The sequence below is a fragment of the Agrobacterium sp. CFBP 3001 genome, from assembly GCF_027871605.1.
In the GTDB taxonomy this organism is placed as follows: Bacteria; Pseudomonadota; Alphaproteobacteria; order Rhizobiales; family Rhizobiaceae; genus Agrobacterium; species Agrobacterium leguminum.
This window is the reverse complement of the sequence record NZ_JAQAHD010000009.1, coordinates 1-13,031: the sequence shown is the minus strand read 5'-3', so window position 1 is coordinate 13,031 and position 13,031 is coordinate 1. Positions and strand designations below refer to the sequence as shown.

10 protein-coding genes are annotated in these 13,031 nt (G+C 61.6%); 8 read left to right on the top strand and 2 right to left on the bottom strand.

Going from position 1 to position 13,031, the window contains the following annotated elements; genetic code table 11:
- Nucleotides 1–64 precede the first annotated feature (64 nt).
- Nucleotides 65–2,131 carry a TonB-dependent receptor gene (locus PH605_RS13120; RefSeq protein WP_142845245.1) on the bottom strand — a complete coding sequence of 689 codons (2,067 nt, stop codon included), beginning with the start codon at nt 2,129–2,131 and terminating at the stop codon, nt 65–67.
- A gap of 297 nt (nt 2,132–2,428) precedes the next feature.
- Between PH605_RS13120 and PH605_RS13115 the strand changes: the two genes are divergently transcribed.
- On the top strand, nt 2,429–3,205 hold the full coding sequence (locus tag PH605_RS13115) for an IclR family transcriptional regulator (protein WP_142845257.1): 777 nt from the start codon (nt 2,429–2,431) through the stop codon (nt 3,203–3,205).
- 2 nt (nt 3,206–3,207) lie between these two features.
- Here the strand turns inward: PH605_RS13115 and PH605_RS13110 are convergent, their stop codons facing one another.
- Nucleotides 3,208–4,509 carry an NtaA/DmoA family FMN-dependent monooxygenase gene (locus PH605_RS13110; RefSeq protein ID WP_142845246.1) on the bottom strand — a complete coding sequence of 434 codons (1,302 nt, stop codon included), beginning with the start codon at nt 4,507–4,509 and terminating at the stop codon, nt 3,208–3,210.
- Between the two features lie 214 nt (nt 4,510–4,723).
- Between PH605_RS13110 and PH605_RS13105 the strand changes: the two genes are divergently transcribed.
- The 7 genes from PH605_RS13105 (at nt 4,724) to PH605_RS13075 (ending at nt 12,818) form a co-directional block, all read left to right on the top strand.
- On the top strand, nt 4,724–5,524 hold the full coding sequence (locus PH605_RS13105) for an ABC transporter ATP-binding protein (RefSeq protein ID WP_142845247.1): 801 nt from the start codon (nt 4,724–4,726) through the stop codon (nt 5,522–5,524).
- Entirely contained in the window at nt 5,521–6,534 is a 1,014-nt protein-coding gene (locus tag PH605_RS13100; RefSeq protein WP_142845248.1) for a FecCD family ABC transporter permease, read from the top strand. Before PH605_RS13105 ends, PH605_RS13100 begins: the two co-directional genes overlap by 4 nt.
- A gap of 11 nt (nt 6,535–6,545) precedes the next feature.
- A complete protein-coding gene (locus PH605_RS13095; RefSeq protein WP_142845249.1) occupies nt 6,546–7,610 on the top strand; it encodes a FecCD family ABC transporter permease in 1,065 nt (354 codons plus the stop codon).
- Nucleotides 7,611–7,633: 23 nt separating this feature from the next.
- Entirely contained in the window at nt 7,634–8,587 is a 954-nt protein-coding gene (locus tag PH605_RS13090) for an ABC transporter substrate-binding protein (RefSeq protein WP_142845250.1), read from the top strand.
- Nucleotides 8,588–8,822: 235 nt separating this feature from the next.
- The gene (locus PH605_RS13085; RefSeq protein ID WP_142845251.1) at nt 8,823–9,662 is read left to right on the top strand and encodes a siderophore-interacting protein; all 840 of its coding nucleotides are present in this window, start codon (nt 8,823–8,825) and stop codon (nt 9,660–9,662) included.
- Nucleotides 9,655–9,933 (top strand): phosphopantetheine-binding protein, encoded by a 279-nt coding sequence (locus tag PH605_RS13080; protein WP_078053260.1) that lies wholly within the window; start codon nt 9,655–9,657, stop codon nt 9,931–9,933. The genes PH605_RS13085 and PH605_RS13080 overlap by 8 nt, the downstream gene beginning before the upstream one ends.
- Before the next feature lie 62 nt (nt 9,934–9,995).
- A complete protein-coding gene (locus tag PH605_RS13075; RefSeq protein ID WP_142845252.1) occupies nt 9,996–12,818 on the top strand; it encodes a condensation domain-containing protein in 2,823 nt (940 codons plus the stop codon).
- Nucleotides 12,819–13,031: the final 213 nt, after the last annotated feature.

The following is a 13,031-nucleotide window of genomic DNA, read 5'->3' as shown; positions in this document are numbered from 1 at the left end:
TTTCATCAAAAAGGCCTTCGAAGATCACTTCGAAGGCCTTTTGCTTTTCAAATCCGGCAATCGCTCAGAACGTGCCGCGAATACCGACGCCAAACATGCGCGGTTCGGTCATGCTTGCCTCGATGCCGCCAATGCCGCGGTTTTCCTTCATCAGCGTCGGTGCGCGCTCATCGAAGACGTTCTTGACGTAAGCGTAGAATTCAAGCTCCTCCTGGAACTTGTAGCTCGCCCGCACATCTGCAATCGTATAAGGATCGATGGCATAAACGGCCTTGTTATCCGTGTCGGAATAATAGCCGTCGAGATGGCGCACCTGCCCCGAAACGGTAAATTTATCCGTCACGTCCCAGCTTGCTCCGACGGTGAAGCTGTAACCCGGCGACTTGGCGAATTCCTTGCCGACATAGGCGGCATTGCTGGAAATCTCGTCGATCTTCGTCTTCAGCAGACCGGCGCTGGCCTTCAGTGTCAGATTGTCGAGGACCTGATAATCCACGCCGATTTCCAGACCGTAAGCATGAGCTTCTTCGGCATTGACGGTGTAGGACTCGCTGATGCCCGTGGAGACGACGACCGGCACGTTAAACTGGGCGTCCTTCATGTCCATGTAGAACAGGTTACCGTTCACTGTCAGCGTATCGTCCAGCAGGCTGGCGCGGGTGAACAGCTCGTAGTTCCAGATGGTTTCCTTGTCGAAGGTGCGCCATTTGCTGGTCGTCAGGTCGAATGCGACGCCGCCGGGATTGTAACCGCGGCTGATCAGGCCGCCCACCGTCCAGTCGTCATTGATGGCGTAGGCCAGCGACGCCTTGGGCAGGATTTCCGAGAAGGTTTCGTCATAATTGACCGAGCTTCTGCTGGTGGCGGAGAGCGTCCGGTAGCCGGCGCGCTGAATCTGGTCCTGCTGGTAGCGCAGGCCGCCGGTCAGGGTCCATTGATCGGTCAGGCGATAGCTCAATTCGCTGAAGAGGCCGAGATTATCCTTGGTATCGTTGAAGCGCGAGGTTCCGCGCAGATAAAGCACCTCGTCGGCTTTCGTATGCGCGTAATAAATACCCGCGACACCGCTCAGCACGTCTTCCTGATCACCGAAGGTCACGCGTGTTTCGTGAGACGTGTTCTTCAGATCGATTTCGGCGTCACCATTATTCGCAATGCCAACCCGGCGCTCGGCGGAGGAAGAGGAGAACTGCGTCTGGTTGAACAGCTTCACACCGTTCTCGAAATCGTAATTGACGTCGAGGATGCCAGTATTGGTGTATTGGCCGAAACTTGGCATGGTTGTGGTGACGTGGTTCAGGTCCTCGAATGGGCGCGAAGCCGCTTCCTGGCTCGGCCGGTTAGAGGCATTGTAGGAATAGGTTAGCTTTGTCGAAAGACCAGGTATTTCCGAAGGCTCCCACAGAAGCTTGAAGCGACCGTTGAACTCCTTGAAATTCTGGTCCGTACCGGTATGGGCGAAGGCGGAATTGATGTAGTCGATGAAGGTGTCGCGGCCGGAATAATCGATCGCCACACGCGCCGCCAGTTCATCCTCGATCAGCGGACCGGAAAAGGCGAAGGAACCGCGCTTCTGGTGATAATTGCCGATTTCCGCCTGATAGCTGGCTTCCGGCGTAAAGGTCGGGTCCTTGGTGTTGACGAGGATCGCGCCGGCAATGGCGTTGGCGCCCTGCGAGGTGGTCTGTGGGCCGCGGAACACCTCGATGCTTTCGACATCCCAGATGGAGCTCGCGCCATAGATGAACTCGTTATAACCGAGATAATGGCCGTCGACATTGATCGTCGCGCGCGGCACCGTGCCGGTGAAGAAGGCGATGGAGCCGGTATTCGGTCCCTGTGTGTCCTGTCCGCGAATGATCGGGGCGCTGACATTGTCGGTGTAAACGACGTTCGGAATATCCTTGATCGCTTCCGATACGGTCGGGTCGCCGGTCTTTTCCTTCTTGATTTTATCCCCGGATATGACCGAAACGGACGACGCCGTGTTCTTCATGTCGCGCGCCACTTTTTCACCGGTCACGACGATCGGCTTCAGGACGGTGGTGCCCGCCGTCGTTGCCTGCTGATCCTGACCGAGAACCGGCGTCACAAACAATGTCGCCAGCGTCAGAGCGCTGACCCCGCTCATCAAACGACCGTTAGAGCTAAACCCCATCGCACACCCCTAATAAACATGAGTATTAAAGTCATATTCAAGTAACGGAAGCGTTATCCGTTTCGCAATAGAGAATGCGTTCTGTATTGCGGACAAAAAGGCTTCCGTAACGGGATGTGCCATATTTACAACAAAGTTTACCGACCACCGTTTGCTCACCCGCAGCGTTTCGAAAGGAAACAGCATAGTTCCGTCCGCAGAAATCCATTCCGATTTCCGGTGCGATGCGTTAGGCATGCTCAACAAAACGGGGGAACGCGCTTGAACGCCATGGATGACGATTCGGACAATCTGCCGGAAAACGAGGGCGAAAAGCGCTCTGCCCTCATTCAGTCGGTATCGATCGCGGCGCGTTTCCTCAATCTTCTCGCCAGATCGGACAGGGCGCTGGCACTTGGCGAACTGGCCAAACGCGCCGGCACCGGCCGCTCCACGGCGCATCGCTACATGCAAAGCCTCGTGCGGGAGGGGCTGGTGATACAGGACCCCGCAAGCGGCAGTTACGACCTCGGACCTGCGGCGCTCGGAATAGGCATAAGCGCGCTCAGGCGAATCAATCCGGTCGAAACCGCGGGCCGCCAGATGAATGCGCTTGCCTCCGAGATCGGCGCCAGCTGCGGCGTGGCGATCTGGACCGAACGCGGCCCGACCGTGGTGCGGTGGGCGAGAAGCGCCAGCTTTTCCATCAGCACCGTAGCGCTCGGCGATGTTCTGCCGCTGGACAACAGCGCCTGCGGGCTGGTTTTTCAGGCCTACCTGCCACCGGACAGGATAGCCGCCGTGCGCAGGCTGCAACCGGCCGCCTTTCGTGGCTCCCGTCCCGATGCCGGCATTCTGGAAACCATTCGTGAGGTCGGCGGCGCGGAACTCAATGAACATCTGTTCTCCGCCCTGACGGGCAAGGCGGCGCCGGTTTTCGACGCCCAGGGCGAACTCTGTTGTGTCGTCACCACCGTATCCTTCGTGGCCACCGCCGAGACCGAACAGCATTTTTCCCGGCTGATCGAATCCGCCAGACAGGCGACGGCCGAATCCGGCGGCGTATAAGCCTATTCGGCCAGATGTTCCGCAAAGGTGCGGCCGGAATAAGCGGTGCGGAACAGCCCGGCATCGGCGAGCTTCGGCAATAGCCGCTCCAGCACCAGCCGCATGGATGCCACCGAACCGCCGGGCACCGCGACGAAACCGTCGATCGCACCGGCAGCCGCCCATTCGCGGATGGCCTCAAGGGCATCTTCAACAGTACCGATGATCTGCCAATGGCCCGACCCCATCACTTCCGGACGTCGCAATAATTCCGCAACACTCAGCGTCTCCCGCTCGATCAGCCGGCGCAGCAGGCCGGCATGGGTGCGGCTTCTCGGTGTCTCCGGCGGCGGCGGCAGGTCGGAGGCGGTAACGATCCGCGTGAGCGGCCAGTCCGTGAGATCAAGACCCGTCATATCGCGAATGGAGGCAAAAGCGCGGGCGCGGTTGGCGCGGGCATGGGTCTCCGCGAAGAGTTCCAGCGCCTCCCTGCCGGTCTCCGCGAGATAGAGGCTGAGGCCCGGCATCAGCTTCACGCCGTCGGGGTTGCGACCGTGGCCCTCGGCACGCCGCCGCAAATCCGCCCTGAGTTCGATGGCCGCCTGCATATCCGGCGTCGAGGCAAAGACAGCATCGGCCACCGACGAGGCGAAATCACGGCCCTCGGGAGAAGCGCCCGCCTGCACCAGCGGAATGCGGCTGGCATGGGACGGCAGGTTGAGCGGGCCTTTGACGCTGAAATGCCTACCCTCATGCGCCACCGGCCGCACCAACGAGGAATCCGCGAACCGACCGCTTTCCCGGTCGAGTTTGAGAGCTTCGTTCGGAAAGCTCGCCCAGAGCTGCTGTACTACCTGCGTGAATTCGGCGGCGCGCTCGTAACGCTCCTGCGGCGAAGGCATCTCTTTCAGGCCGAAATTTTCGTGCCCCTCAAGCGCCGTGACGATATTCCACCCCGCCCTGCCGTTGCTCAGCCAGTTCAGCGACTGGATCTGGCGGGCCACCACATAGGGCGGCAGAAATGTGGTCGAAACGGTGGACAACAGCCCGACATGGCTGGTTTCCCGCGCAATGGCCGCAAGAAGCATGGTCGGATCCATGCTGGCAAATCCGCCGCCGGTCTCCAGCCCCTCGGTGCGCAGAAAAAGCGTATCCGGCCGAAACACGAAATCCACATGCGCGGCTTCCGCGCGCTGCGCCAGATCGACGAAATAATCGCTGGAAAACACCCCGTTTATATCGCTGTCCGCGCGCCGCCATGCCTCGCCGCTGAGCCAGGTTGGGGCCAGCGACATGCCGACATGAAGCTTGGCTGCGACTGACATGATGCACCTCGACTGAAATAACCGGCAGGAAGTCTGCACATTGAATCGGCAAATTTCGATTTGTGGAGAGTTTTACTATAGTTTAGTGTCGCTTCAAGACCACACCGTCGCGCCTGCCGGAAAGAAATGCTTTTTCGACGGGTTAGACGTTTAAATTCAAATACTTATAAAGACCGTGCGGCGTCTCGACGCATGGGCGCATGAATAACAGGAGTTGTATCCGGTGCTTGACGCCACGGACCTTCACGCCAGCTATGGACATGTTCCCGTCCTGCGGGGGCTTTCCGCCCGTTTCAGATCAGGCCGCGTCACCGCGCTGGTCGGCCCCAATGGCTGCGGCAAGTCGACGCTGTTGAAGACCATCATGGGTTTCGTGCCTTTGTCATCGGGGACAATAAGGCTCGGTGAGCGTTCGATCGGCGAGATCGGACGCCGCGAACTGGCGCGGCGCATCGCCTATCTGCCGCAGGAGTGCCATTGCCCTGACTATATGACGCTCGGTGAGCTGATCGAGCTTGCCGGTTACGCCCGTTACGGCCTTGCGGGCGGCCCGACCGAACGCGACCGCGCGCTTTTTGCCGAGGCGCTGAAGACCGTCGGGCTGGAAGACAAGGCGAAAGCGCAGGTCAACACGCTTTCCGGCGGCCAGCGCCAGCGCGCCTTCATCGCCATGGTGCTGGCGCAGGATACGGACATGATCCTGATGGACGAGCCGGTCAATCATCTCGACATGAAATATCAATATGCCGTTCTCAGCCTCGTGCGCGAACTGACGGACAGGCATGGCAAGAGTGTCATCGTCGTGCTGCACGATCTCAACCTCGCCTCCACCTTCGCCGATGATGTCATCATGCTGAAAGCCGGGCGGGTTCTGGCATCCGGGCCGGTGAAAACAACGGTAACGTCCGAAAATGTCGCCGAGGTCTTCGATCTCGAAGCCGATATCTTCTCCCGGCAGGGGCGGCTCATCTGCGTGCCCCGGCTGGAGCGGCAGGAACAGGCCATTCCGGCATGACCCCGAAAATAACGCTGATTTTCGCCGCCGCGCTGCTGCTGGCTGCCATCCTCGCCATCAATCTGCTGGTAATGTCCGGCGACATGCCGCCTGCCGAAATCCTGGCGACGCTCTGGCGCGGCGAGGCCGACAGCTATGAGCAGTCGGTGCTTCTTTATCAGCAAATACCACGCGCGCTGATTGCCATCTATGTGGGGGCGACTACGGCCGTCAGCGGTTGCGTGCTGCAGGGGCTTGCGCGCAATCCCCTCGCCTCGCCCTCCACCCTGGGGCTGAATGCCGGCGCGACGCTTTTTGTGATTGCCGGTGCGCTGGTGTTCGATTTCTCTCCGGAAATGCAGGGCCTTGCAGCACTCGCGGGCGCCGGCTTCGGTTTTGCCGCCTGCTTCGTCGTCGCGCGTCTCGCCGGGCGGGCGAACGATCCGCGCGGCCTGTCGCTCATCCTTTCCGGCGCGCTGGTTTCCATGCTGCTGATCGGCGTGACCAACGCCCTGCTTCTCTCCAACCCCACACGCCGCGCCGAGTTCCTCAGCTGGGTGGGCGGCAATATCAACCACGTCTATGCCGAGCGCCTCACCGATTTCTGGTGGATCGGCGCAATTGCGCTCGTCATGTTGTGGGCGGTCGCCCGGCCGCTGACGCTGGTTCTGCTGGGCGCGGAAAAGGCCGCCTCCGCCGGTGTGAATGTCACGCGTATTTCCCGGGTCGCGCTCTTCGCCACCATGCTGGCCTCGGGTTCGGCGGTGGCGATCTGCGGCCCCATCGGCTTCGTCGGCCTCATCGTACCGCATATGATCCGGCCGCTGGTTGGTGTGAATTTCACGCTTGCCCTGCCGGCCTCTGCGCTTGTCGGTGCGGGCCTCTGCGTGCTGGCCGATCTTGGCGCGCAAACCCTGTTTGCGCCCTATGTGGTGAATACCGGGCTGTTCATGGACCTGCTCGGGGGCCTCGTCTTCATCGTCATCGTCAAGCGCTTCTATCTGTCGCCTTCGGCGAGGGGGCTGTCATGAAGGGGGCTTTCATGAAACGGCATTTCGCTACCGACGGCAAAGCCGTCCTCCGGCTTCCGAGCGGCCTGCAGATCGGCATCGGAAATCTGAAGGCCGGCCTTGCGCTGATGGTGCTGGCGCTGGCGCTCGCCGCCCTGTCCGTCAGCCTCGGCAATACCGAAACGGGCCTCGCCGATCTCCTGCGCGGCTTGGTGGGCGGGCACCTCGGCGACGATCAGGCCTATGCGCTGTGGACGGTGCGGCTGCCGCGTATCCTCATCGGTTTCATGGCCGGCTGGAGCGTGGCGCTGGCAGGCGCCATGCTGCAATCCGTCGCCCGCAATCCGCTCGCCGATCCCGGCCTGTTCGGTCTGAGCCAAGGCTCGATGACCACCATCATGCTGCTTCTGGTGCTGGTGCCGGCCGCACCCAAGACGCTGGTGGCGCTTGCGGCCGTCGGCGGCGGTCTGGCCGTCGCCTTCCTTCTCATCGCCCTCGTCGGACGGGAACACTCGAGCGGCCTTGCCATATTGCTGATGGGCATCGCAATTGAATCGGCGCTTTCCTCCGTCTCCTCCGTCCTTTTGCTCTACACGCCGGCCGAAACCTCGCTGTCGCTGGCCGACTGGATGGCGGGTTCGCTGTTTCAGGCAAGCTGGTCGACCATCCTCGTTTTCGCGCCCCCCTTTGGCGCAAGCCTCGTGGGTATTTTTCTCATCGGCCGGGCGCTCGCGGTCTTCGATCTCGGCAATGAAATGGCCATGGCGCTCGGTGAAACCGTCAGGCATTCGCGCCCGCTCGTCATTGTTTTTGCGGTCATCCTCAGCGCCTCCTCCGTTACCGCCGTCGGCCCGCTGACCTTTCTCGGCGTTATCGCCCCGCATCTCGCCACCTTCGTTTCGCCCGCCGTCGGTCGCGCCAGGCTTTTCCTGTCGGGGCTTACCGGCGGCATTCTGGTCGTCACCGCCGATACGCTGTCACGCGGGCTGGTGGCCGATACGCCGATGCCGATCGGCCTTGCGCTGACGCTGATCGGCGTGCCGCTTTTCATCCTCACGCTGCGCCTTCAGGCGTTGCGCAGAACCAATAGCCACTGAAGACATCGAATAAAGGGAATGCCATGCGAATTGCCATCCTCATCGCCGCACTTCTGGCCGCCGGAACGAGCCTCGCCGCCGAGCGCAGCGTGACCGATGCCGCCGGCCGCACCGTCTCCGTTCCGGAAAAGCCGCAACGCATCGTCGTCATGCACGAGCCGCTGCTCGGCGTGCCGCTGATGGATCTCGACGCCAATGTGGTCGGCGCCTATGGCCGCAACAGCGACGGCAAATTCGCCACCGCCGTCGATTTCGTCGACACCGTTCTCGGTGAAGGCCGCACGAAACCGAAGGGTTTCGGCGCGGTCGGCCAGATCGACCTTGAAAAACTGCGGGCGCTGCAACCGGACCTGATCGTCGCCACGGAAATGGATGGCGGCAAGGCCGAACAACTCTCCACCGTCGCCCCCGTCTATCTGCAAAAAGTCAGCACCGGCCATGCCTACGGTTTCAGCGTCGAAGAAAACCTTGCCGCCCTGGTCGGGCGAAGCGATGTCTTTGCCGAGCGCCGGAAGACCTATGACACGAAGCTCGCCGCCGTCAAAAAGACGCTGGGCGACGAGATCAAGGGCAAGACTTATCTCGCGATCCTGCTGACCGACCAGATCAATGCGGTGGGTGATATGTCCGGCGCGGTGCAGGCATTGGAGGATCTGGGTTATACCCGCCTGAAGATCGACAACGCTGCCTCTTCGGGCGGCATGGGCTCGACCCTGATGATGCCGCTGAGCGCCGATGCCTTCGGCAAGCTCAATCCCGATCTGCTGGTGGTGATGAACAGCTATACCAGCCCCGCCCGCGGCGAGGCCGGAACGCGCGCCGCCCTTGAAAAGATCATTCCCGGCTGGGAGCGTTTCGTAAAACCGGCGCGCGAGAAAAGGATCGTTTTCCTCGATTCCACCAGGGTCACGACGCCTTCAATCCCGAGCGCCCTGCACACACTGGATGAGGTGGAAAGCTGGGCAGGCCGCCGCTGAACGGCGTTATCCAAAGCCAATCCCGGCACGATTTATGTGCCGGGTATAAACTTGAGCTTTTGGAGAAAGTTATATTGCCGGGGCCGAAACCGCCTGTTATGGTTCGCGCATCTTGACGCAACGACGCCGGAATATCGCGCCGGATTAAGATTCCCAACGCGCGATCGTCCGGCACGCCGACCCGGGACAGCGAGACCGCCGAACCCGTCGGCGATATCCCAGGAAAGACAACAGCATGAGCATGCCAGAAACCATGGATTCCCCCATTCCGGACCGCACTCCCAAACGCCATCGCCACCCCGTCGCGCTGCGCGCGCTCAATGTCGCGCGCGTCGAAAAGCTCAGCCGGTCCATGGTCCGCATCGTCCTGACCGGGCCGGAACTGGAGGGCTTTGCGAGCCTCGGTTTCGACGACCACGTCAAGATGTTCTTTGCCCAGCCCGGCGAAACCGAACCGAGCCTGCCGGTGATCGGCCCGAACGGCATTGAATTCCCGGAAGGTGCGCCGCGCCCGCTGGCGCGCGACTACACACCGCGCAGCTTCGACGTCGAAAAGGGCGAACTCGCCATCGATTTCGCCACCCATCACGACGGCCCCGCCAGCAACTGGGCGAAAGCCGCCAAAGCGGGTGACAAAGCGTGGATCGCCGGTCCGCGCGGCTCCTTCACCGTTCCCTTCACCTACGACTGGCATCTGCTGATTGCCGACGATACCGGCCTTCCCGCGCTGGCGCGGCGGCTGGAGGAAATGCCTGAGGGCACCCGCGTCGTGGCGCTGATCGAGGTCGAGACGGATGCCGACCGGCTGGAACTCACGACGAAGGCGGATGCGTCTATTGTCTGGGTGACGCAGAGGACGGAAAACGGAACCGACCACGACGCGCTGGTGGGCGCCCTGCGCAAGCTTGACCTGCCGAAGGGCGATTTCTTCAGCTGGGTTGCCTGCGAATCGAAGGCTGCAAAGGAGGTTCGCGCCCTTCTGGTCGAAGAATTCGGCGCCAACCCCAAATGGACTCGCGCTTCCGGTTACTGGCGGCGCGGCGCCAGCGGCGTTCACGATCATTTCGATGAGTGAACCGGCAATCGCGGCGGACACCATGCCGGAGGCGGAAACGATGATGACGGAACTCAAGGCCCTTATCGCCAGGGTTCTCGACGATGAAGTGCGCGACATCGAACCGGGGGACAACCTGTTCGGTCGCGGGCTTCATTCGCTTGCCCTCATGCGGCTGATGCCACCGCTTTCCCAGCTTGCCGGGACGCGGCTCGATTATGAGGATCTGGCCCGGCAGCCCACGCTTGCCGCCTGGCAGGCGCTCATCGAACGGTCGCGCGCGGGACATTGATCCCGCGACGCAGCACTTTTCGCGCCGGAGCGCGATTCCCGAATATTTCCAAGGAGAGGACCATGGCAGCAGACAATACGCGTATGCTCGCACGTCGCGTCGAAGAAACTTTCGACAGGGGGGATGCAGCCCCGCCCAGCCAATACGAAGAACGGGTCTGGTTCGAGCAGTTTCAGGATCCCGATCAGGTCTTCCGCGCCCTTCTCGCCTATCGCATCGGTGAAGAGTGCGATCTGCTGCGCCTGACCTCGGCGCTGAAGACGCTTTGCGAAGTCTGGCCCGAACTTCGTGCACGCTTTGCCTTCGGCCAGGACGGCACGCTTGCCAAGAGCATCGAGGCCCCGTCCGCATCCATCGTGCAACTGCTGCATGTTCCATCGGCAGGCGAGGCCCTGACTTTGCTACACGACCTTCAGGCAAGGCCCTTCGATGCCGAGACCGACCCGCCGTTTCAGGCCGTCGTGCTTTTGAGCGAGGGAGAAATCCTGCTGGCATTTCTGGTCCACGGCCTGCTCGGCGAAGTCCTCTCGCCGCAAATCCTGCTGGAAGGCATTACGGCGGCCTATGCCGGTGAGACACCGAAACCGCTTTCGCCGCGCGCGGTCGAAAGTAACAGTGTCGACCCGCTTCCGCTCGGCTGGCTGCAACGTCCGGCCTCCGGCTCGACCGTCGTGGCGCTGCGGCAAAACGGGGTCGACAGGCCGGCGAGCCACAGCCACGGCATCGATCTTCCCGCCACCCTGCTCGGCCTTAACAGCTCCACGGCGACGAATGCGCTTCTGGCCCGCGCCGGATCGCGTTTTGCCCTTTTCCTCGCGAAAACCGGCGGTCCCGAGACAGTAACCCTGCGCTTGGAGCCCGGTGTCAGCGCTTCGATGCCGATGTCAGCGGAGGCTGCGGCACGGGTAGCGATCTCCCGCGACCAATCACCCGAACAGGCTGAAAAAGCCGTGCTGTCCGGTCTGGAGCAGCGAAACGACAATGAAGGCGGAACCGCAACCTTCACGCTGCAGGCGCTTGCGACACCCGTTCAGGCCATATCGGAGCATGGGCTCCAGTTTGAGCACCTGCCCCTGCCCTCCCTGCAATCCGGTCTCGGCCTGACGCTTGCCGCCGGCCCGACAGCCGCCGGCGATATCCGCCTCGAACTGACGGGCGGCAGGGAGACATCGCCGCATGCGACGGCCTTCCTGCTGGAGCGCTTCGTCAACCATCTCGAAGGCGGCACGGATTTTTCCGGCATCGTCCCCCAAAACGTCGCGACAGCACCGCAGCAGCCTGCTTCGGGTGAAAACGATGACAACACCGTCGCAACGATCCTTGCGGAATTCCGTGAAGCGCTCGTTTCGCCCGACATGGGGCCGGATGACGATTTCTTCGACTTCGGCGGCCATTCGCTGATTGCGACGCGCATCATCGGACGTCTTCTCAGCAACCACGGCATCGAGCTGCGCTTCAACGACCTGTTCAGCTACCCGACCGCCGCCTCGCTCGCAAAACAGGCGACCCGGCTCGAAACCGCAGCACCCGCGCAGGCCGAAGCGACGGCGAGCGGCTCGCTCACCGCGCCGCTTTCGCTGGCGCAGATGTCGCTCTGGAAGGCCTATGCCGCCTTCGGCTTCGGCGAAATCTTCAACATTCCCTTCGCGCTCGATTTCCTCGATCCGGTGGATGAGAATGCCTTCGAATGCGCCTTCCTCGATATCATCGAGCGCCATCCCGGCCTGCGGACCCATTTCTACGTCGAAGACAATACGGTTCTGCAGAAGATCGTGCCGATGCACGACCTGCCCGGTTACAAATGGTTCTGGACCAGCGAAGAAAGCGAAGGTGTGGACCGGCACGCGGAGGCCGGCTGGCGGTTCGATCTTGCGCGTGAACTGCCGATGCGGCTGCGCTTCCTTAAGGATGCGCAGACCGGCCGTCAGGTGCTTTCCTTCCTTTTCCATCACATCGTACTCGACGAATGGTCGGTGAACCTGATGATGGACGAGCTGACCGAGGCCTACCGGGCAAGGGCGGCGGGCAAGGCCCCGGTCTTTGCCACCAAGCCGGCGCCCTTCCATGAATTTGCGAGAAAACAGGTCGCGTCAGGCGTCAATGCCGGCCACCTCGCCTACTGGACCGATATGCTGCGGGATGCGCCGAAAGGCCTTACCCTCAACGGACAGGACAGCACGCCGCACGAGGCATCGCAGGACGAAGCACCGGCGGGCGGCTGGATCGAATTCAAGCTGGAAAAACATGTCAGCGACGGGCTTTACGCCATTGCCAAGCAGAACAGCGCCTCGCTGTTCAACGTGGTTTACGCCGCCATTGCCGCATCGCTGCGCCATCTCGGCGGGTTAAGCGATCTCGTGGTCGGCACCTCGGCTTCAGGCCGCACCGATAGCGGTTATTTCGATACGATCGGCTATTTCACCACGGTTGTCGCCCATCGCGTGCGTTTCGGCGAGACAATGACCGTCGGCGACCTGATTTCTTCGGTGAAGAACACCATCAACGGCTCGCTGGAACATAGCGAAATCCCGATCGATCTCGTCGAGGAAGCGCTGGGCATGACGCCCGGCCGCGACCATCTGTTCGAGGTCTTTATCCAGATCCACGCCAAGAACAAGCTGAACGGCACTCTTGCCGGGCCGGATGGCAAACCGGTGGAGTTCCGCCAGATCGACCCCGACAAGCATGAATCCATGCTGGGACTGCAATTCGAGGTGATGGAAGAGATGATCGGCGGCGAGCGCTCCATTCGCGTGCTGATGAGCTACCGTTCGGACCGCTACGGCCCGCAGGATGTCGAACGGCTGCGCAACACCACCAGCGGCGTCTTCAGCCGCTTTGCCGAAGCCGGCGCTTCGAGCCGCGCGCTGACGACACTCGCCTGAGCTGGAATTGGGCAAGAAAAACCCGGCTTCGCCTTAGCGGAGCCGGGTTCAATTTGTTGGCAAAATCCCGAAAGCCCACCTCCGTCATGCTCGGGTCTGTCCCACTGCTGTCCGGTTTAAATTTGGTGGACATGGCGCACGGTGTTGATTCTACTCGTATTCGAGCGTTTGGCGACGATCTCGGACACGAAAGAGGAGCAACACCGTGCGGCA

Coding starts and splice junctions, on each gene's coding strand:
- PH605_RS13120 (WP_142845245.1), bottom strand. CDS start 2,131: ATGAGCGGGGTCAGCGCTCTGACGCTGGCGACATTGTTTGTGACGCCG.
- PH605_RS13110 (WP_142845246.1), bottom strand. CDS start 4,509: ATGTCAGTCGCAGCCAAGCTTCATGTCGGCATGTCGCTGGCCCCAACC.
- PH605_RS13085 (WP_142845251.1), top strand. CDS start 8,823: ATGAGCATGCCAGAAACCATGGATTCCCCCATTCCGGACCGCACTCCC.
- PH605_RS13115 (WP_142845257.1), top strand. CDS start 2,429: ATGGATGACGATTCGGACAATCTGCCGGAAAACGAGGGCGAAAAGCGC.
- PH605_RS13090 (WP_142845250.1), top strand. CDS start 7,634: ATGCGAATTGCCATCCTCATCGCCGCACTTCTGGCCGCCGGAACGAGC.
- PH605_RS13080 (WP_078053260.1), top strand. CDS start 9,655: ATGAGTGAACCGGCAATCGCGGCGGACACCATGCCGGAGGCGGAAACG.
- PH605_RS13100 (WP_142845248.1), top strand. CDS start 5,521: ATGACCCCGAAAATAACGCTGATTTTCGCCGCCGCGCTGCTGCTGGCT.
- PH605_RS13075 (WP_142845252.1), top strand. CDS start 9,996: ATGGCAGCAGACAATACGCGTATGCTCGCACGTCGCGTCGAAGAAACT.
- PH605_RS13095 (WP_142845249.1), top strand. CDS start 6,546: ATGAAACGGCATTTCGCTACCGACGGCAAAGCCGTCCTCCGGCTTCCG.